Below are 18,544 nucleotides of genomic sequence, written 5' to 3' on the forward strand. Positions count from 1 at the left end.
AACATGGGCTACGCTACACGCTTCAACCGCGCCATTGGCTCGTTGAGTGGGTGGAATTCACCTGCTGGAAGTCGCCTGGCCTGCTCCCAGAGGTAATCGCCGGTCAGACTGATGTGCGCCCAGCCCATCGGAGAAAGGTGCGCAAGCAGTGCCGCATCGAACGTCGTGCCGACAGCGTTGAGGTGCTGGGCGGCCCGGTCGAGATAGACCGTGTTCCAGTAGGAAATCGCCGCAATCAGCAGGTTCAGCCCAGATGCGCGAAATTCCTGATTTTCCAGCGAGCGATCGGTGAACCGACCCTGCCGGTTGGTATAGATGGCGGCGGCAAGCGTGTGCCTCGCCTCGCCTTTGTTGAGACCGGCCTGACAGGCACGTCGCAGTTCCGGTTGTTCAAGCCAATCGAGCGTGAACAAAGTGCGCTCGATACGGCCCAGTTCAGCCAATGCAAAATCCAGCCTGTTCTGGCGTTTGTAGGCGGCAAGTTTTCGCAAGATTACTGACGGCGCCACCGTGCCATCCTTGATTGAGGCGACAATCCTGACGATGTCATCCCAATCGGCCTCGATCGCTGCCGTTTTGATGGTGCGGCCCATCAGATTTTCGATGCCCTTGTATGTCGATGGCGCAGCGATCGAACCCAGCTTGCGGTCGCCAATATCGCGCAGCCGGGGCGCGAAGCGGAACCCGAGTAGGTGGCAGAGTGCGAAAACATGATCGGTGGCGCCGCCGGTATCGGTATAGTGCTCATGCAACGGAAGGTTGCCGGCGCCCAGGACAAGCCCGTCGAGCACGTAAGGCGCTTCACCTGCCGTCGCGGACATGATCCGTGATCCGAATGATGCGAAGTGATCGGAAAGGTGAGAATAGATTTTCACGCCAGGTTCGGCGCCATATTTGGCATTGACGTCCGCCGCCCCTGAACGGCTCCGCCCCGACCGGAAGAACTGGCCATCGGACGACGAACTGGTGCCAGCGCCCCAATGCCGCGCGAAGGGTAATTCGTGATGGGCTGAGATGATCATGGCCAGCGCGGCCTGATAGTTCTCGGGTGAAAGATACCAGTTGTGGGTCCATGCGAGTTGGGCATAGCTGACGCCTTCGCTGGCATTGGCCATCCGCTCCAGCCCGAGGTTGGTGCCATCAGCCAGAATTGCGGCGAGTACCGTGCTGGGGTTGTCGTGCTCCTTGCCTGAGCGCAGGTCACGGAATGCGTTCAAAAAACCAGTGCGTTCGGCGACTTCAAGCAGCAGCTCGGTGATGCGCACGCGGGGAAGCAGGGTATCGAGCTTGCGATCGAGGGCTTCAGCTTCCGGTGGGGTGACAGGCGGCATTTGCTGAAGCTTGAGCCGGTCTCGTTCGAGCGACACTCCCTCAAGCTTGTTTGTTTTCAACTGCTTGGCAAATCGGCGCAGCCGCCAGTCAAGATTTCGTGCCCGGTCAGCGAGGTAGGATGCAGCATTTGAATCGAACGGAAGCACATCCGCCACTTTGGCGGCGTCGCGCCGACCCAGCAAATAGGCATCGAAGCGCTGATAGTTGCGGGTTCCCTCGATCCATACATCACCGGCGCGCAAACGATCACGCAAGGTTGCCATGATCGCAATTTCATAACGTCGGCGGTCGATACGGCCGCTTTCGGTGATGAGACGCTTCCACTGCCGATTGGGGAATGGCAGTGGAACGCCATCGGGAAGGTCGCGCGACTTTCGTGTGTTCGCATCGCGAATGACATCGATGGCTTTGATCAGTGCCGTCCCTGTTCCAGACGCCTTGAAGGTGAAGGCGTCCAGAAATGCCGGGCTGAAACGCCGTAGCGTGGCGTAACGCTCGGTTGCCGTTACCAGTGCGTCCTCGCCGGCAAGATCAGCAAGGGCATCTACTTGGGCCTTTGCCGCAACAAGCCGGTGCCAGCCCACCGCTTCGTCAATCAATTCGAGCGGATCGCCGCCATTCTGGACAGCCTCATCAAGTGCTGTAATCGTGGCGCCAAACAGCCGCATGAGTTGCCCCACCGACTGAATACTATCTTGGTAGCGACGCTCGCGCCCACGCCGCGCGCGCGTGAACATGCCGCCGATAAGTCGGTCAAACATTTGGATCGCGGCATCGGCAAGTCTGGCCTCAAGGTCGATCACTGCGGCCGTCAACGTCGCCCGCCTGCGATTGACGCTGTAATCCGAAAGCAGGAATGCCGGTGCCACGCCGCCCTCGCGGACAAATTGGGCAAAGCGGAATTCCGGAATGGCGCCCCCAACTACCGGGTGGATACCTATGCCGCGAACATAGCGCAGGCGCTCAAGCAAGCCATTGATATTGGCCGCAGTCGGGGCTTCTTCGAAATTACGCAACCACGCCAGCGGTGTCATGCCGAAATCCGGGTTGTTGATTACGAGTTCGTCTAGCCGTGTCAGTTCAGCAGAGCTGAGGCCTTCGACGATTGCGGCTGCGGCAGCTTTGCGTGCGCGTGCCCGGCCAGCAAGACCGGCGCGTTCCAGTGTGTCGCCTGACGGAAGAATGAACCGCTCACCCTTCAGGCCAACCATGAGGGCGCGAACAATCGGTTCACCTCTGTCTGTATACTCGGCGGCTTGCGCGGCAAGATTCAGGGCAAGTGCCAGGTCGCCGCGTCGAAACGGGCGTATGCCAAGATAACGCGCCACGAGATCGGCATGATCGGTACGGGTTTGCGCGCGCTGACCATATGCAGAGAAGGAGGAAGGATCGACGAATAACTGTGCCGCGAGGTACTGAAGAATGACGTCGGGAAGCCCGATCTCGGGTTGCAGACCAAAGCCGGGATGTCGCATCAAAGCGATTTGTGCAGCCAGACCGAGGCGATTTGCTGGACCATAGCGGCGCCCAACCAATTCAACATCTTCCGCAGAAAGGGTATAATGCCCAATGATCGCGGTTTCTTGGACAGGAGGATCGAACAGGCGCCGGCGCTCGTCTCCGGTCAGAAGTCGGCGTCGTGCCATTTTGCTCTCCCGCTGAGGCGAATAACAAAATTGACACCAAAGCGGCTTGCACTGGAGGGAGGCCATTCGTTGCCGGTTGATCCCCGAGCAATCACCCGGCGCAGCAAGACAGTTTGGCGACATCCTTATCAAACGTTTGGGCCGCCAGTTTGAGGCCTTCCACAGTGGTCAGGTAAGGAAATATCGTTGCACCCAATTCCAGGGTGGTCATGCCGTGTTTGATCGCCAGCACCAGTGTCTGGATCGAATCCGCGCCTTCGGGTGCCATGATCTGGCCGCCCAGCAAACGGTCGTTCGCCTTGTCGGCAATCAGTTTGATGAGACCCCGCGTATCGCGTGCTGCCAGTGCCCTTGGCACAGCATCGAGCGGGAGCAGCGAAACCTTGATGTCCAGGCCTTGCGCCCGTGCTGTCGTTTCAGTGAGGCCGGCGCTGGCGACTTGCGGGTCGGTGAAGACGACGGATGGCATGGAGGAATTGTCGTAGCGGTATTGGTTGCCCGTCACCGCGTTGCGCGCGGCCAGTTTTGCGCCATAGGCGGCCATGTAGACGAACTGGTCCCGTCCCGTTACATCGCCCGCCGCGTAAATGCCTGGAACCGACGTTTCGAGGTGGTCATCGACGACGATTCCACCATTACGGGCAAGCACTATGCCGCGCTCCTCCAGCCCAAGCCCGTCGCTATTGGGTCGGCGTCCGGTGGCGATGAGCACCTGTTCCGCCGCGACGGTGTCACAATGCCCCTCGCAGGTCAATTCGACCCCGCTCTGTGTTTGGGCGATACGCTGATAGCCGACACCTGCGCAAACCCGCACGCCCTCGGCTTCCAAATAGTTTTTCAGCGCGGCACTCACTTCCGGGTCCATTTCGGGGAGCAGGCGGCTTCGGCAGCAGATGGTGACATCAACGCCCAGACGCGAAAACATCTGTCCCAGTTCTACCCCGATCACCCCGCCACCGATCACCAGCAGCGATTTGGGCAAGCGATCCAGCGCCAGCGCCGATGTGCTGGTTAGGTAGGGCACGCTGTCCATCCCCGGAATCGGCGGCACGGCGGCGTGCGCACCCATCGCCAATATGACCTTGCCGACCTTCATGGGCGCATCGCCGACAATCAGCGCACCATCGGCAAAGCGTGCCTTGCCCTCGATATAGCTCACACCGTCATAGGCGGGCAGCAGATCGACATATTTTTTTTGGCGCAGCGTCGTGACAAGATCGTCCTTCGACGCCGCCAATACGGACCAGTCATCCATCTGGACAGCGCCCCCAAGGCCGGGAAAGCGCGCGGCGGCAAGCCCACCATGCACCGCTTCGGCGGCGCGGATCAGCGTCTTGGAAGGAACGCAGCCAACATTGACACAGGTGCCGCCAATCGTGCCGTGACCGACGAGCGCCACTTTCGCGCCCAGATCGGCAGCGGCGATCGCGGCGGAGAACCCGGCAGAACCCGCGCCGATGACGGCCACGTCAAATCCTTCCTGCCCGGGGCGGTTGCAACAGTCGTTCATTGCTTATCGCTTTCTTGAGGCGCTGGCGGCGCCCCGCTCAGTTTTGAATAGCGCGCGCCGGATAACCCGCGTTGGTTGATGCAGCGGCAATCGCAGCAGCATTGGTGCGGCGCGGGTTATAGGTTGCGCGCGCGGTCTTGGCTGCGAAATCGACCGTGACCGCCGTTACCCCGGCGACGCCTTCCATCGCCTTCTTCACGGTGATCGGGCAGGTGGCGCAGGTCATGTTCTCTATGGCAAAGGTGGTTTGCTTCTGAGCGGTTGCGGTAGCCGCGGGGCGATCTTGCGCCGTGCCACTAACTGCATAGGCGACCCCGCCGCCAGCCATAGCCAGCACGGCCATAGCGATACATACTGTCTTTTTCATGGGTATTTCCTTTCAATAGAACCAGGGTGCCCACCAGTCGATGGTGAGCGCCAGGATGGCGACGGCAAGGCCCAGCCACAGCACCGCCTTGGTGGTCCAAGCCGATTGTGGACGAGCGCAGTAGGAACCGTCTTCACAGGGCGGTTTCGGCTTGAAATAGACATGCCAGAAGCCGTAGCCGAGCAGCGCGAGCGTTACGCCTGCGACATAGGGCTTGTAAGGTTCGAGCGCCGTCAGGTTGGCGATCCACGCGCCGGAAATTCCGAGCATAACCAACAGTAGCGGGACAACGCAGCAAGCCGAGGCGAGCCCCGCGCCGATCAATGCGCCCGCCGCAACCCAGTTTGCCTGCTTCGGCTCGTGGTTTTCGGTGAGGGCTGGCTGTCCCGCTTCCGGCGTTGAGACCATGGCTTGAATCCCTTGTTCCAACTGAGTGATTCGCAATGTAGGCTCTGTAGCCACTACAGACTCAAGAGGTATTTTCATGGAGCAACAGGTCGGCATCTTGCGTGCCCAGCTTGCCCGGAAAACAGGCTGCAATCTCGAAACCATCCGCTATTACGAGAAGGTGGGATTGCTGCCGGGGCCGCCTCGCAGTTCCAACGGCTACCGCGTCTATTCGCCGGAACTGGTGCAAAGGTTGCAGTTCATCCTGCGCGCGCGCGACCTTGGCTATGCAATGGATGAGATACGGTCATTGTTGTCGCTCACCGATACCGGTGCACAAACCTGCGCGGAGGTTATGGCGAGAACCGAACTCCACCTTGAAGATGTCCGCCGCCGCATTGCAGATTTGCAGAAGATAGCGGTGACGCTGGCGACCACGTTAGCCAGATGCACTGGAGATGACGTTGCCGAATGTCCCATCCTGGAAGCACTCCAGTTTTTACCCCATCAAGGCAATTGACGCCATCTTTGAGGGATTTGATTTTGTGATGTCAGCTTGGAGTATAGTCTACCTGGACGTCAGGATGCTTGCGGTAATTGTGTCAGATAAGAACGCCGAATCACATTTCTTGACATATGCGTACCAAGTTTATAGAGTCCAACCTGACATATTGGCCAGGAGCGGACGATGAATGGGCAAAAGATCGGATACGTCCGGGTCAGTGCATTCGATCAGAATGTCGATCGCCAACTGGATGGTGTCGCACTCGACAAGATTTTCACCGACAAGGCATCGGGCAAGGACGTCGACAGGCCACAGCTTGAAGCCATGCTATCGTTCATCCGCGAGGGGGACACGGTGGTCGTGCATAGCATGGACCGCCTCGCGCGCAACCTCGACGACCTGCGCAAGCTGGTCCAGTCCCTCACCAAGCGGGGCATCCGGATCGAATTCGTCAAGGAAAGCCTGGCGTTCACGGGTGAAGATTCGCCGATGGCCAATTTGATGCTGTCGGTGATGGGGGCATTTGCCGAATTCGAGCGGGCCTTGATCCGCGAACGACAGCGCGAAGGGATTGCTGTCGCCAAACAGCGCGGCGCCTATCGCGGAAGGAAGAAGTCGCTTTCCGATGACAGGGTGGCCGAGTTGAAGCAACGGGTTGCAGCTGGCGAGCAGAAGGCTACCATCGCTCGCGATCTTGGGATCAGCCGGGAAACCCTCTATCAGTACCTTCGATCAGCGACATGAAAAGCCTTTCCCGCCTTTGTCCATGAAATCGTTGTCTGACGCACAAACCTTGAGGCGACGCCAATGATGCGCATGCATGAGCATCATGACCAACTGGGTTGGAACCAAACGCCAGTTCAGTCTGCTGACTGATCCGCCAGCTGTCTCATCTGAACTTTGGTTCCCATGCTCGAATGTCCCGGCCGCGGTCGTACTTATATTGCCACGTGGTACACTACGATAACGCTCTGGCCAGCGCGGCATGCGTGTGTGCTGACATTTGGCAGCACACACGCCGTGATCCTCCGCAGAACTATTGAACTTGCACTGCGCAAGCTCACATATCCTTCATCCCGCCACCCTGATCGGTCGGCTGCGGGCTAGGGGGTCGGCGAGGCAGGATTGTTCATCCAAGGTCCTGTGGGATGATTCCCGGGGCCCATGCGCATGCTGTCGTGATCTCTCGCTTGACGCTGATCGTTGTGCATGTCGTCTGCCGCATTCGCTTCGCTCGGGGCTGCTGCGGGATCATCAACCGCGCTTCCAGAAGCACTGGCGGATGTGCTGGCCGTTGCTGTGGGCGTGCTCGCCTTATCCTTGTTGTTGCACGCCGAAAGTGACAACGCACCGACAAGCGCCAAGCTGGCCCCTATCAACGACATCGCCTTGCTATTATTGTAAGTCATTGAAGTTTCCTTTCAAATTTGAGGTAAACCCCTCACGCCGCAAATAATACTATATAACACACTCTGCTGCGGCTCTTTCAGAGCGAAGATACGTCCAAATAGGCTTGGTGCTGCATGACATCGATCCCTTTGATAGATTGACCAAGGCATGCTCGACTTGCGAGAGACGATCGACATTGTCCTTCGCCTCCTTAAGCTTCGTCTGTGCGACATGAAGAATTTCGGAAGGTTCTGCGGGACCTGCCGTGGAGACCTCAAGTAATGTCCGAACTTGCTCAAGATTGAAGCCTAGTTCTTGCGCGGAGCGGATAAATTTCAGGCGCTCCAGCTCATTATCCCCATAAATCCGATAACCAGCGCTATTCCTGGTCGCAACTTCAAGCAGACCCATGCGCTCGTAATAACGGATCGTATCACGACCCACTCCAGCCGCAGCAGCAAGTTCGCCAACTTTGAAACTGGCCATAACATCCCTCTCCAGTCAGCCGGTCGATCCTTCATCTTTGTTGACGAAGCCCCGCATCCAGCGTGGAACACCGATTGTCGGTCGCCGCTTTACGAGCAAAATCCACGCCCGCTGCGACAATCAAGGACTGCCTCTCGGCTTCATCCTGACCGGCGGGGAGGCTTCCGATTACACCGCTGCCGAGCCGCTGATGGAGATCCCCGTCGCCGCGCCCAAGGCGCTGCTGGCGGACAAAGGCTATGACGGTGATCGCTTCCGGGAAAGCCTGCTGATCCGGGGCATCCTGCCCATCATCCCGCCCCGCTCAAACCGCAAGGTGCCCGACCATCCCGACTATCGCCGCTACCGGGACCGCAATCGCGTCGAGCGCATGTTCGGAAAGCTCAAGCAACAGCGCCGAATCGCCACCCGCTACGACAAGACCATCCTATCCTTCGAGAGTTTCCTCAACCTCGCCGCCACTCGCCTATGGCTGAAGTCTTTTGTCAACACAGCCTAGGCGAGAACGGGGGTGGCACCAAGCATGGAAATGCCGGCAATCGCAACCACGAGAGACTTCTCGATCATGTTCGACTCCATTGTGAAATTTACAATGCCGCCCCCCAGGCCTCTTGTGGGGAAGAGCTACTCTTCAAAGTCCGGAGTAAGGAACAAGCTCCAAGCTCAACATACGTAATGGTCACATTATCATGAGACTTGGGCCCGGGAGGTGAGATCACCCCAGCTTCCAAGAGCCGGCGTGGTACATTTCCAATCTAGCTCGTGCCGAATCCGTTCGGCCAGACTGGCAGAAGCACTCGCTTCTCCGTGCGTGACGAACGTCATTTTCGGTGCTTGCGGCATGCCAGAAAGCCAACGCAAGATCTCGTTGCAATCAGCATGGGCAGACAGCATCGAAAGATTGGTTACTTCGGCAAAAACTGGCACAACCTCACCGTAGATCTTTACCGAGGTCGCGCCGGCGACAAGCGCTGCGCCTCGGGTACCGGCTGCCTGGAAACCTGCAAAGAGCAGCAGGTTCTTCGGATCCGGAGCAAACTGTGCAAGGTGGTGAAGGACACGTCCGCCAGTCGCCATGCCACTTGCCGAAATGATGACCTTGGGATTGCAATCCGCTGTCAGCGCCTTCGACTCTTCGGCATCGCGTAAATAGTGCGCTACGGCGCACGCAGCTTTGCATTCATCATGCGACAAGCGATGATCCCCTGCGTTTGCGCACATGATGCCGCTGGCGTCGATTGCCATCGGGCTGTCGAGGTAGACAGGCACGCCCTGAAGGCGGCCGGCCTTCTTCAAGAGGGACAGGTAATAGAGGAGCGATTGGGCCCGACCCACCGCGAAGGCCGGGATTACGACCGTCCCACCACGCGCAACGCATCGCTCAATACACTCACCCAAGGCCACTTCAGGCGAAACAGCGTCATGCTCCCGATCGCCATAGGTAGACTCGACGACCAGAAAGTCAGCCAATGGCGGAGGTGCGGGATCGAACATCACAGCGTCGTCGTAACGCCCGAGGTCGCCCGAAAAAACGACCTTGGTTCCTTTCCAGTCGATCTCGATCGAAGCTGCGCCGAGAATATGCCCGGCCCGGTGGAAGCGGGCCGAAACGCCAGGGGCAACTTCGATGAACTCATCGAATCCCACTCCCTGGAAGTGCTCCAGCGCGTTCAACGCATCGTTCTGGGTATATAGTGGCAGCGCAGGTTGATGCCGCGAATAGCCTCGGCGGTTTGCGAACTGGGCATCCTTTTCCTGCAGGTGGCCGCTGTCCGGTAGAAGTAATTCACAAAGCTCAGCTGTTGCCCGGGTGGTGAGAACCCGGCCTCGCCAACCATCACGGACCAAACGCGGAATTGCACCGGAATGATCGAGATGCGCGTGCGTCAGCAGGATCGTCTCTACCCCTGCAATTTCTGGCGGAGGGGGAGCCCAGTTGAGGTTGCGCAAATCGCGGCCTCCTTGGAACAGCCCACTATCCACCAACAGGCGCGTGCTGTCGTCCTCGAGGAGATAGCGCGATCCGGTGACGGTGCCGCTCGCCCCAAAGAACCCGATCGCCAATCCTCCGCCAGCAGGTCTTGGCTCCACCTCAAACGAGGCTTGAGGTGTCCCGCTTGGCACGAAATGCCCCCGAGTTTTGTCCTTTTGGTGTCGATTCTTGTGCCCGTGCATGGACATCACTACCGCGCTTGTGGATTTCTGCATGGATTGGCCAGCCCATTGGTCTGCGGCCATACGTAATGATCGCAGACGGACGCAGGCGGGAGCATGTGATGTTTACATATGGCGCGGCATTCGTGGCGCCAGCACTGAGACAGTCTCGCGAACGCAGCCTGAAAAAACCGATGACCACAAGATATATGCTTTGAACGGGACAAAAATGTGACTTCAGATGACACCCCTTTTTGCAGCGCTCTAACGCCACATCCCTGTGAGCATTGCTTCCCCAGCCACCACGCAGCGGACTTGCCATCTTACAGACTCGCGGCCTTGGATCAGGACTTCATTCTTGGGGACTCAATGCGCGGCGTTCGCTTCATGCTCGAATACGAGAAGGTGGAGGAAGCGTTGCGCGAATGGGGCGTCCTTTCAACCATTGTCGTATTTGGAAGTGCTCGCGTCAGAGAAGCGCAGCCAGGCAGGAGGGGCTTCTGGTATGACGAAGCCCGCAAGTTCGGCCGGCTCGCCTCCGAGCAGGGGGGGGCGCTGACCCGCAACGGTGGCAAGCGCATGAACGTGATCGCTACCGGAGGAGGACCGGGGATTATGGAGGCAGCCAACCGCGGGGCCCACGACGTCTGCGCGCCTTCGATCGGCTTCAATATCACGCTCCCTCGCGAACAGGTCCCAAATCCCTACACGACCCCCGAACTCACATTCCGTTTTCACTATTTCGCGATCCGCAAGATGCATCTGGCCATGCGCGCCAGTGCTCTGGTGGTCTTCCCAGGGGGATTTGGAACCCTGGACGAGATGTTCGAAATTCTGACGTTGCGGCAGACCGGCAAGGCTCCCAAGGTCCCTATCATCCTGTTTGATCGAGACTATTGGCAAAGCGCCATCAATTTGGATGTTTTCGCCGAGAACGGCATGATCGACAGCGAAGACCGCGACTTGTTTTCGTATGCCGATAGCGCCGAGGCACTATGGGCAACGCTGATCGACCAGGGGCTCAGCCCGGCTATTGCAGACTAAGCCCCTGCCCGTCCCTACCCGACCTGCAGGGGATTCGGCTCTGGCTTCGAAGCATTCGTTATATACGTATATCGATGCCAATCTTGATCGCCACATAAGGCCCCTAAGGGTTTGCCTAACCAAGGCTGGCCAAGGAAAGGACCGCTGTATGCGCAAGACCACCATGGGGTGACTACACGAAAGTGACGTATCTGCACGGAAAGGGCGAACGGATAGCGAACGTCACGCGGCAAGTAGGGAGTTGACGGCGCGCAGCGGTCGCAAGGCGTCCGGATCGGGTTGATCTTCAACATTCCAGCTATAGTCACCGGTCAGCGAGATATGCTCCCAGCCCAATGGCGCGATGTGGCGTGCGATTTCGTCGGCTGTGCCGATGTCCGCCAGCGCCATTTCGAGATAGCGAGTGTTCCACAAGATGAAGCGGCCGTTAGCCTCCGGAGCGACTCATCCGCTCTTGGAAGCGACACGATGTTCAGCACGCGCGGCGCAGTGGCAGCCGCTCTGCCGAAATGAGACGCGCCGGAATCAAACGATGTTTTGCTTGGCGTTGGCGAGCAAACTCCACAGGCGCGATCCGGATGGAGACGAGACGATGACCTACCAGAGCATCAACCCCTACGACGGCAAGCTTCTGCAAAGCTTCGACGATCTTACCGACGAGAGCCTTGAGACAAAGATTGCGACGGCCAACGCGTGCTTCGAAAGCTGGCGGCAGACGACGTTCGCGGAACGGGCGGCCATCGCCGCAAAAGCCGCCGCCATCATGCGGACCCGCGCCGATGAGTTCGCGCGGCCGGTAACGCTCGAAATGGGCAAGCGCATCGCCGAGGCGCGGGGCGAAGTGGCGCTCAGCGCGGACATCATCGATTACTATGCGCAGAACGCCGAACGCTTCCTCGCTCCCGAGCGCCTTAATCCGACTTCTGGCGAGGCGGAGATAGTGAGCAGCCCGTTCGGCGTGCTCTTCGGCGTCCAGCCCTGGAACTTCCCCTATTATCAGCTCGCACGCTTCGCCGCGCCCAATTTGATGGCGGGCAACGTCGTGATGGTGAAACACGCGGGGAACGTTCCGCAATGCGCGATCGCCTTTGAGGAGTTGTGGCTGGAGGCCGGGGCGCCGAAGGGCGCCTACACCAACCTGCTGATCTCCCACGACCAGGTGAACCGCGTCATCGACGACCCCCGGATCAAGGGTGTGGCGCTGACGGGCAGCGTTGACGCCGGGAAGTCCGTCGCTGCGCGGGCGGGGCAGAACCTGAAGAAATCGACGATGGAGCTTGGCGGTAGCGACGCCTTCATCGTCCTCGATGACGCCGATCTGGAGAAGACCGTCGAGTGGGCGGTCTGGGCCAAGATGAACAATACGGGCCAGTGCTGCGTCGCGGGCAAGCGCTACATCGTCGTCGAGGAGTTGGCCGATCGGTTCCTCGACAAGTTTCGCACCGCGCTGGCGAAGCTGAAACCGGGGGACCCGATGGACGAGGCGACGACGCTCGGTCCCTTGTCCACCGAAGGAGCCCTGGTGAACCTCTTGGATCAGGTCGACCGGGCGGTCGGCGATGGCGCAACGGTCGTGATGGGCGGCAAGAGGATCGACCGTCCGGGCTCCTTCATGCAGCCTACGATCCTGACCGACATCGCGCCCGATAGCGCCGCGTTCCGGGAGGAGTTCTTCGGGCCGGTCGCGCTCTTCTTCCGGGTCAAAGACGAAGACGCAGCGGTGGCGCTCGCCAACGACTCGGCTTTCGGGCTTGGCGGCTCGGTCTTCACCGGCGACGTCGCGCGCGGCAAACGCGTCGCGAGCCGCATCGATACGGGCATGATGTTCGTCAATCACCCAACTTGGACGACGCCCGACCTGCCGTTCGGTGGGGTCAAGGACTCAGGCTACGGCCGCGAGCTTTCGAACATGGGCATCCAGGAATTCGTCAACAAGAAACTGGTTCGCGTTGACGCGATCGATGCGCCAGCCTAGATCGCAAGGCGCGGATTTCGAACAAGTGCGGCGGCAACAGCGCGATTTCGCTGCCTTAAAAAGAGGAAAACAGCCATGGCTACAATGCAGGCCGCAGTTGTCGAAACGTTCGGCCAGCCTTTGATCCTTCGCGAATGGGACATGCCCACGCCCGGCCCAGGTCAGATCGTCGTCAAAACCGAAGCCTGCGGCGTGTGTCACACCGATCTCCATGCCGCGAACGGCGATTGGCCGGTCAAGCCAACCCCCCCGTTCATTCCAGGTCACGAGGCGATCGGTCCGGTCGTTGCTGTCGGAGCGGGCGTGACGATCGTCAAGGAAGGTGACCGGGTCGGAGTGCCCTGGCTCTATTCGGCTTGCGGCCGCTGCGAATATTGCCTGAAGGCTCAGGAGACGGTTTGCGCCAAGGCGCAGTTCGGCGGCTACACGAAGAATGGCGGTTTCGCCGAATACATTCTGGCTGATCCCAATTACGTCGCCCACATCCCCGACGGCTTGTCGTCGATCGAGGCCGCGCCGCTCGTCTGCGCGGGCATCACTACCTACAAGGGCATCAAGGAAACCGGAGCGAGGCCCGGCGAATGGATCGCCGTTTCGGGTGCCGGAGGGCTCGGCCATCTCGCCATCCAGTATGCCAAAGCCATGGGACTGTCCGTCGCGGCGATCGACATCGACGAAACAAAGCTCGAACATGCCAAACGCCTCGGTGCCGATCTTGCGATCAACGCCAAGGCGGGCGACCCGGCAGAGACCTTGAAAAAGGCGACGGGCGGCGGTGCGCACGGCGTCCTGATCACGGCGCCCTCCCTCCCCGCGTTCAAGCAGGGAGTCGCCATGACGCGTAAGCGCGGAACCTGCGTGCTGGTCGGACTGCCGCCCGGCGAGTTTCCGGTCTCGCTTTTCGACGTAGTCGTTGACTGCATCACCATTCGCGGATCGTTCGTCGGCACGCGCCAGGACATGGCCGAAGCCCTCGCATTTGCCGCCGAGGGCAAGATCAAGGCGAACATCGAGCTGCAGCCACTGTCGGCGATCAACGAGGTTCTGGGCCGGCTGCAACGCGGCGATGTGGCCGCGCGCGTCGTCCTTGATTTCGCGGGAAACTGAGCATTATGACAAGGTCTCTTGATCGCATCGGCCGACGCGAGGTGATGGCGGGCGCGGGCCTGCTTGGCCTGTCGGCGGTGCTCGCGCGCTCGGCGCCGGCTTATGCCTGGACACAGGACAGCCAGGCCTTGCCTGACCCGCGCCCCTCCCCCGCGAGCGTGCGCAGCTACGATCTGGAGATCGACGACTATCGACTGATGGTCGACGGACGTCCCGGCAAGGCGATGGCGATCAACGGAACCGTGCCGGGGCCGCTGCTGCGTTTCCGCGAGGGCGAAGAGGCCGTCATACGGGTCACGAACCGCTTGAAGGAGATCGCCTCGATCCACTGGCACGGGATCCTCCTGCCCCCGGGCATGGACGGGGTTCCCGGCGTGAGCTTCGCCGGCATCGCGCCGGGCGAGACGTTCACCTACCGCTTTCCGCTGCTTCAGAGCGGCACCTACTGGTGCCACAGCCATTCGGGCGGGCAGGAGCTGCTCGGCGTCTACGCGCCCTTCGTCATCGATCCGGCCGGTCGCGATCCCGTCGCCTTCGACCGGGACTATGTCGTGTTGATGTCCGACTGGAGCTTCGAGGCTCCAGAAAAGATTATCGCCAATCTCAAGAAGCAGTCCGGATATTACAATTATCAGAAGCGCACGCTGGCCGATCTCGTGCGCGATGTCAGCGCGAACGGCTGGTCGGCGACGCTCATGGAACGGCTCAACTGGTCCAAGATGCGCATGGACCCGACCGATTTCGCCGACGTCACCGGATATACCTACACCTACCTCATCAACGGGCTGACCAGCGATGCCAATTGGACCGGGCTGTTCAGGCCGGGAGAGCGCGTACGCCTGCGTTTCATCGCGGCCGGCGCGATGACCTATTTCGATATCCGCATCCCCGGGCTCAAGATGACCGTGGTCCAGGCCGACGGGCAGGACATCCAGCCGCTGGAGGTAGACGAGTTCCGGATCGCGCCCGGCGAAACATTCGACGTCATCGTCGTGCCCGAGGACCGCGCCTACACGCTGATGGCGGAGACGATGGACCGCAGCGGGTTCGCGCGCGGCACCCTGGCCCCGCGCGCTGGCATGACCGCCCCGATCCCGCCGCGCCGACCGCGGCCGATCCGCACCATGGCCGACATGGGGATGGACATGGGCGGCATGGACATGGGCGCGGGCAAGGCCGGGATGGGGAGCATGTCCGGGATGCCGGGCGCCGTCGCTCCCTCGTCACCGCCAGTCATGGACATGAGCGGCCACCAGATGCAGAACATGGGCGCGGCCGAGCGGGTTCGCGCGGACGCCGCCGGAAAACTGAAGACGGCGCACCAATCGGGCATGGCCGACATGCCGACGACCGGCGGCGCGATGGGCGCCATGGGTGCGATGCCGGGCATGAGCGGCGAAGGCGCCTCGGTCAAAGATCAGCGCTTCGCTCACGGCCCCGACACGCACGGGGTCGGCAATTCCTCGATCGCCATGGTCGCGAAGAACCGTCTCGGCGAACCGGGCTCGGGGTTCGACACCGAGAATTCGCGCGTCCTGGTCTACGCCGATCTTCGCAGCGTGATCCCGCAAACCGATCTGCGTGCGCCGGCGCGCGACATCGAACTGCACATCACGGGGAACATGGACCGCTACAGCTGGTCCTTCGACGGCAAGAAATACTCCGAAGCGCGCACCCCGATTGCCTTCAAATATGGCGAACGGCTGCGCATGGTGTTCGTCAACGACACCATGATGGAACATCCCATCCACCTCCACGGCATGTGGATGGAGCTCGAGAACGGCGGCGGAGCGAACCAGCCGCGCAAGCATACGATCAGCGTCAAACCCGCCGAGCGCTTGACGGTTGCTGTGACTGCCGACGCACCTGGGTTGTGGGCGATGCACTGCCACCTGCTGCTCCACATGGAGATGGGCATGTTCCGCGTCGTCGAAGTCTCCTCCCCCGTCTGACCGGAGAAAACCGTTGCGCTTAGCACCTCCATTATTGACCGTCCTGATTGTGCTGCCGACCGGTCTTCAAGCACAAGAGACGGGCGCGCAGGGAGCCGGCGAACCGATGTCCATGCCGATGCCAGCTCCAAGCCAAGCCGCGGAGGCCCAATCGGTCGCGGCACCTGCCACGACAGGCCCAAAGTCAGCGACGCTGCCCAACCTTGAGGATCGCTCCGGCTGGCCGGAGCCGACCGCCGACAGCGCGAATTTTAGCTTCTTGGTAACAGAATTGCTCGAGTATCGCGAAAGTCGCGCCGCGGGAGCGATCCGGTGGGATATTTACGGCTGGTACGGCGGCGACGTGAACCGGCTGTGGGTCAAGACCGAAGGGCTGCAAGACGTATCGGGGCCAGGCGGAGGCGAGCAGGAGGCCCAGCTTCTTTACGGCCGCTTGATCTCGCCTTTCTTCGACCTTCAAGCCGGCATCCGCTTCGCGCACCGCTCGGGGCCTGGACCCAATCAATCGCGAACCTATGCTGCGATCGGCGTGCAGGGAATCGCCCCGTACCGCTACTCGCTCGAACCGACGTTGTTCATCAGCCAGGACGGCAAGGTCTCCTTAAGGGCGACCGCCACCTATGATCAGCAGCTGACACAGCGGCTCATCCTGCAACCGCGCTTCGAGTTCGACGTCGCAGTCCAAAAGGATCGGTCGTTCGGCGTCGGTTCCGGGCTGAACAAAACGGAACTCGGTCTCAGGCTGCGTTACGAAGTCAAGCGCGAGTTCGCTCCCTATGTGGGTGTGTCGTGGACACAGAGCTACGGGAGCACGAAACGACTGGCGCGCGCGGAAGGTGAAGACACCAGTCTCGTATCCATCGTCGCGGGAGTCCGGATGTGGTTCTGAAAAGGTCTCGCGCCTCGATTGACCTAAACCAACTCTCGTCCGGCAGTCGAGGTGTGAAGAGTATTACGACGGCAATGGGAAGTCGATATGAGTAGTTTCAGACAGCGATTTGCGCATCTTCTCCGAGCGCGCTGGCTAACTTCCGTCGTCGCTGGCATTCTCTTCATTGTGGCACTATATTTGGTGTGCCAGCACCGCGCCTCCCCGCTTGCGATGCTCCCCTACCTGCTCCTGCTGGCTTGTCCGCTGACGCATCTTTTCATGCATGGCGGTCATCGCCGACGAACCAGAGGATATGATGAGGACTCGGCAGGTCCAGCGGAGACGATCGGGAACCACCTTGTGTTAGCCGCGAAGCAGAGGGTGGGCAGTGATATGCAACTGCGGGGCAGCCATTGACTCCGCGGACTCGCTCTGATGGCATTTACAGCCGGTGCGTCCACTACGAGCGTCTCGCAAGCAGCGACGGCCCAGGCGGAGGCGAGCCTTGTCGGAACTTGGTCGTTCGACGGCCGCCGAGGCTGCAAGTCCGGACCAGCCTGGGTCTTCAGCCCTGACGGTTCGTATTCGGAGGTGATGCTCCCCGAGAGAACGCCGCGCGGGACCGGGGGGTGGCGCGAGCAGGAGGGAAGTATCTTCTATTCGCTGGCCGTTCCTGCTTCGAGAATGCAGCGCCGGCCACGACTTGAACGCCGCATGACGATCATCGAGCGCTCACCGGACCGGATTGTTGCGGTGACACAGCGGCGGGTCCGCCATGTGATGTACCGGTGCCGGTAGGAACTTCGTGCTCGTGCCGCCATGGCGGCTGGCGGGACACTCATCCCGCCCGATCGGTGCAAGGCGCCGCGTTCACACCCAGCGGGCCAGGGCGAAGATGGCCCGCGTGGCGATCATGGCCCAGTGCGGCCAGTATCCCAACCGTCCCCACCGAGCGGGTCTTTAGTCCCGCTGCCGTTCATGGCTTCGAGCAAACTCCCTGCGCGTTTGGTATGATCTCATACGACAGTCGCTTGGTGGTAGCCGGCTTGGCGCGCCAGCGAAGCTCGGATTCCGCGTAACAGCCGGCGCAGACCACTTTATCTAGCGATCCGCACGCAGAACATGCCAGTGCTTCTGAGCCTGCCGACGACCCCCATGCAGGACACGAGATGCAGCCCGCGCAGGAGGCACCCGATCCGCACGCCGGCCACAGCATGCCGGTGTCACAGCCCAATTCAGGTTGAAGCGCCCCGGGTTTTCAGGAGGCAGTTTTCATTTGGCTATGCAGCCATATCGAGGTTCTCGAGGGCTGCATAGTAATTGTCTTCGGCCTCAGCGGGCGGGATGTGCCCGATAGGGCCGAAGAGCCGGTGATTATTGTACCAATCGACCCAGCGCAGCGTTGCCATTTCCACGGCCGAAACGCTTGGCCATGATCGCTGCCGCCAGATGACCTCGGCCTTGTAAAGGCCGTTGATCGTCTCGGCTAAGGCGTTGTCGTAGGAATCACCTACGCTACCGACCGAGGGGACGAGTTTGGCCTCGGCCAAGCGCTGGGTATAGTTCATCGCAAGATATTGAACTCCCCTATCGCTATGGTGGATCAGTCCATCATCGGGATCTGGCCTGCGGGCATGAATCGCCTGCTCCAGGGCATCCAGAACGAAGCTGGCAGTGGCTGACGTGCTGACCTTCCATCCGACAATCCGCCGGGCAAAAGCATCAATCACGAAGGCGACATAGACGAAGCCTGCCCAAGTATGCAGTGGAGTAGGAAGCGCATAAGCGCTTCCCCTCCCCGAACCGTACGTGCACCTTT

General features: G+C 60.4%; 17 protein-coding genes and 1 pseudogene. 10 read left to right on the forward strand and 8 right to left on the reverse strand.

What is annotated here, in order from left to right; all coding sequences use genetic code 11:
• Window positions 1-8: 8 nt before the first annotated feature.
• The 4 genes from AX703_RS25765 to AX703_RS25780 form a co-directional block, all read right to left on the reverse strand.
• Window positions 9-2,978 (reverse strand): Tn3 family transposase, encoded by a 2,970-nt coding sequence (locus AX703_RS25765; RefSeq protein ID WP_014072601.1) that lies wholly within the window; start codon window positions 2,976-2,978, stop codon window positions 9-11.
• A gap of 91 nt (window positions 2,979-3,069) precedes the next feature.
• Window positions 3,070-4,488 carry a mercury(II) reductase gene (gene merA / locus AX703_RS25770; RefSeq protein WP_004213247.1) on the reverse strand — a complete coding sequence of 473 codons (1,419 nt, stop codon included), beginning with the start codon at window positions 4,486-4,488 and terminating at the stop codon, window positions 3,070-3,072.
• 37 nt (window positions 4,489-4,525) lie between these two features.
• On the reverse strand, window positions 4,526-4,855 hold the full coding sequence (locus AX703_RS27055) for a heavy-metal-associated domain-containing protein (RefSeq protein ID WP_004213249.1): 330 nt from the start codon (window positions 4,853-4,855) through the stop codon (window positions 4,526-4,528).
• A 12-nt stretch (window positions 4,856-4,867) separates the two neighbouring features.
• On the reverse strand, window positions 4,868-5,263 hold the full coding sequence (locus tag AX703_RS25780) for a mercuric transporter MerT family protein (RefSeq protein WP_014072602.1): 396 nt from the start codon (window positions 5,261-5,263) through the stop codon (window positions 4,868-4,870).
• Between the two features lie 76 nt (window positions 5,264-5,339).
• Here AX703_RS25780 and AX703_RS25785 point away from each other — a divergent pair, with 76 nt between their 5' ends.
• From AX703_RS25785 to AX703_RS27685, 3 genes are all read left to right on the forward strand, one after another.
• Complete coding sequence (locus tag AX703_RS25785) at window positions 5,340-5,762, forward strand: helix-turn-helix domain-containing protein (protein ID WP_062348314.1); 423 nt, start codon at window positions 5,340-5,342, stop codon at window positions 5,760-5,762.
• A gap of 168 nt (window positions 5,763-5,930) precedes the next feature.
• Window positions 5,931-6,491: a recombinase family protein gene (locus AX703_RS25790; protein ID WP_062348316.1), complete on the forward strand. Its 561-nt coding sequence runs from the start codon at window positions 5,931-5,933 to the stop codon at window positions 6,489-6,491.
• Window positions 6,492-6,956: 465 nt separating this feature from the next.
• Window positions 6,957-7,151, forward strand: a complete 195-nt coding sequence (locus AX703_RS27685) for a hypothetical protein (protein ID WP_156452221.1) — start codon at window positions 6,957-6,959, stop codon at window positions 7,149-7,151.
• 54 nt (window positions 7,152-7,205) lie between these two features.
• Here AX703_RS27685 and AX703_RS27060 read toward each other — a convergent pair whose 3' ends face one another.
• Entirely contained in the window at window positions 7,206-7,622 is a 417-nt protein-coding gene (locus AX703_RS27060) for a MerR family transcriptional regulator (protein ID WP_082734814.1), read from the reverse strand.
• A 40-nt stretch (window positions 7,623-7,662) separates the two neighbouring features.
• Here AX703_RS27060 and AX703_RS25795 point away from each other — a divergent pair, with 40 nt between their 5' ends.
• The gene (locus tag AX703_RS25795) at window positions 7,663-8,121 is read left to right on the forward strand and encodes an IS5 family transposase (protein WP_197423842.1); all 459 of its coding nucleotides are present in this window, start codon (window positions 7,663-7,665) and stop codon (window positions 8,119-8,121) included.
• 188 nt (window positions 8,122-8,309) lie between these two features.
• Here the strand turns inward: AX703_RS25795 and AX703_RS25800 are convergent, their stop codons facing one another.
• Complete coding sequence (locus tag AX703_RS25800) at window positions 8,310-9,686, reverse strand: MBL fold metallo-hydrolase RNA specificity domain-containing protein (RefSeq protein WP_231735710.1); 1,377 nt, start codon at window positions 9,684-9,686, stop codon at window positions 8,310-8,312.
• A gap of 429 nt (window positions 9,687-10,115) precedes the next feature.
• Between AX703_RS25800 and AX703_RS25805 the strand changes: the two genes are divergently transcribed.
• A complete protein-coding gene (locus AX703_RS25805) occupies window positions 10,116-10,820 on the forward strand; it encodes an LOG family protein (protein ID WP_197423843.1) in 705 nt (234 codons plus the stop codon).
• Between the two features lie 222 nt (window positions 10,821-11,042).
• Here the strand turns inward: AX703_RS25805 and AX703_RS25810 are convergent.
• Window positions 11,043-11,237: pseudogene (locus AX703_RS25810) on the reverse strand (Tn3 family transposase); the annotation flags it as partial.
• A 175-nt stretch (window positions 11,238-11,412) separates the two neighbouring features.
• Here AX703_RS25810 and AX703_RS25815 point away from each other — a divergent pair.
• The 5 genes from AX703_RS25815 to AX703_RS29035 all read left to right on the forward strand — a co-directional run bounded on the left by AX703_RS25815 (window position 11,413) and on the right by AX703_RS29035 (window position 17,142).
• On the forward strand, window positions 11,413-12,795 hold the full coding sequence (locus tag AX703_RS25815; RefSeq protein ID WP_062348335.1) for an NAD-dependent succinate-semialdehyde dehydrogenase: 1,383 nt from the start codon (window positions 11,413-11,415) through the stop codon (window positions 12,793-12,795).
• Window positions 12,796-12,870: 75 nt separating this feature from the next.
• A complete protein-coding gene (gene adhP, locus AX703_RS25820) occupies window positions 12,871-13,902 on the forward strand; it encodes an alcohol dehydrogenase AdhP (protein ID WP_062348321.1) in 1,032 nt (343 codons plus the stop codon).
• A gap of 5 nt (window positions 13,903-13,907) precedes the next feature.
• Entirely contained in the window at window positions 13,908-15,854 is a 1,947-nt protein-coding gene (locus AX703_RS25825; protein ID WP_062348324.1) for a copper resistance system multicopper oxidase, read from the forward strand.
• Between the two features lie 34 nt (window positions 15,855-15,888).
• On the forward strand, window positions 15,889-16,743 hold the full coding sequence (locus AX703_RS25830; protein WP_062348326.1) for a copper resistance protein B: 855 nt from the start codon (window positions 15,889-15,891) through the stop codon (window positions 16,741-16,743).
• A gap of 87 nt (window positions 16,744-16,830) precedes the next feature.
• On the forward strand, window positions 16,831-17,142 hold the full coding sequence (locus AX703_RS29035; RefSeq protein ID WP_082734816.1) for a DUF2933 domain-containing protein: 312 nt from the start codon (window positions 16,831-16,833) through the stop codon (window positions 17,140-17,142).
• Between the two features lie 863 nt (window positions 17,143-18,005).
• On the opposite strand, the gene AX703_RS25840 is transcribed toward AX703_RS29035, so the two are convergent.
• Window positions 18,006-18,544: IS3 family transposase (locus AX703_RS25840; protein ID WP_156452223.1), on the reverse strand; the 539-nt coding region annotated here is incomplete at its 5' end.

Source organism: Novosphingobium sp. CCH12-A3, from assembly GCF_001556015.1.
GTDB lineage: Bacteria > Pseudomonadota > Alphaproteobacteria > Sphingomonadales > Sphingomonadaceae > Novosphingobium > Novosphingobium subterraneum.

Bases quoted from the DNA above. Each gene is read 5' to 3' on its own strand.
- AX703_RS25785 (WP_062348314.1), top strand. From the start codon at position 5,340: ATGGAGCAACAGGTCGGCATCTTGCGTGCCCAGCTTGCCCGGAAAACA.
- AX703_RS27055 (WP_004213249.1), bottom strand. From the start codon at position 4,855: ATGAAAAAGACAGTATGTATCGCTATGGCCGTGCTGGCTATGGCTGGC.
- merA (WP_004213247.1), bottom strand. From the start codon at position 4,488: ATGAACGACTGTTGCAACCGCCCCGGGCAGGAAGGATTTGACGTGGCC.
- AX703_RS29035 (WP_082734816.1), top strand. From the start codon at position 16,831: ATGAGTAGTTTCAGACAGCGATTTGCGCATCTTCTCCGAGCGCGCTGG.
- AX703_RS25815 (WP_062348335.1), top strand. From the start codon at position 11,413: ATGACCTACCAGAGCATCAACCCCTACGACGGCAAGCTTCTGCAAAGC.
- AX703_RS25765 (WP_014072601.1), bottom strand. From the start codon at position 2,978: ATGGCACGACGCCGACTTCTGACCGGAGACGAGCGCCGGCGCCTGTTC.
- AX703_RS25825 (WP_062348324.1), top strand. From the start codon at position 13,908: ATGACAAGGTCTCTTGATCGCATCGGCCGACGCGAGGTGATGGCGGGC.
- adhP (WP_062348321.1), top strand. From the start codon at position 12,871: ATGGCTACAATGCAGGCCGCAGTTGTCGAAACGTTCGGCCAGCCTTTG.
- AX703_RS25780 (WP_014072602.1), bottom strand. From the start codon at position 5,263: ATGGTCTCAACGCCGGAAGCGGGACAGCCAGCCCTCACCGAAAACCAC.
- AX703_RS27060 (WP_082734814.1), bottom strand. From the start codon at position 7,622: ATGGCCAGTTTCAAAGTTGGCGAACTTGCTGCTGCGGCTGGAGTGGGT.
- AX703_RS25790 (WP_062348316.1), top strand. From the start codon at position 5,931: ATGAATGGGCAAAAGATCGGATACGTCCGGGTCAGTGCATTCGATCAG.
- AX703_RS27685 (WP_156452221.1), top strand. From the start codon at position 6,957: ATGTCGTCTGCCGCATTCGCTTCGCTCGGGGCTGCTGCGGGATCATCA.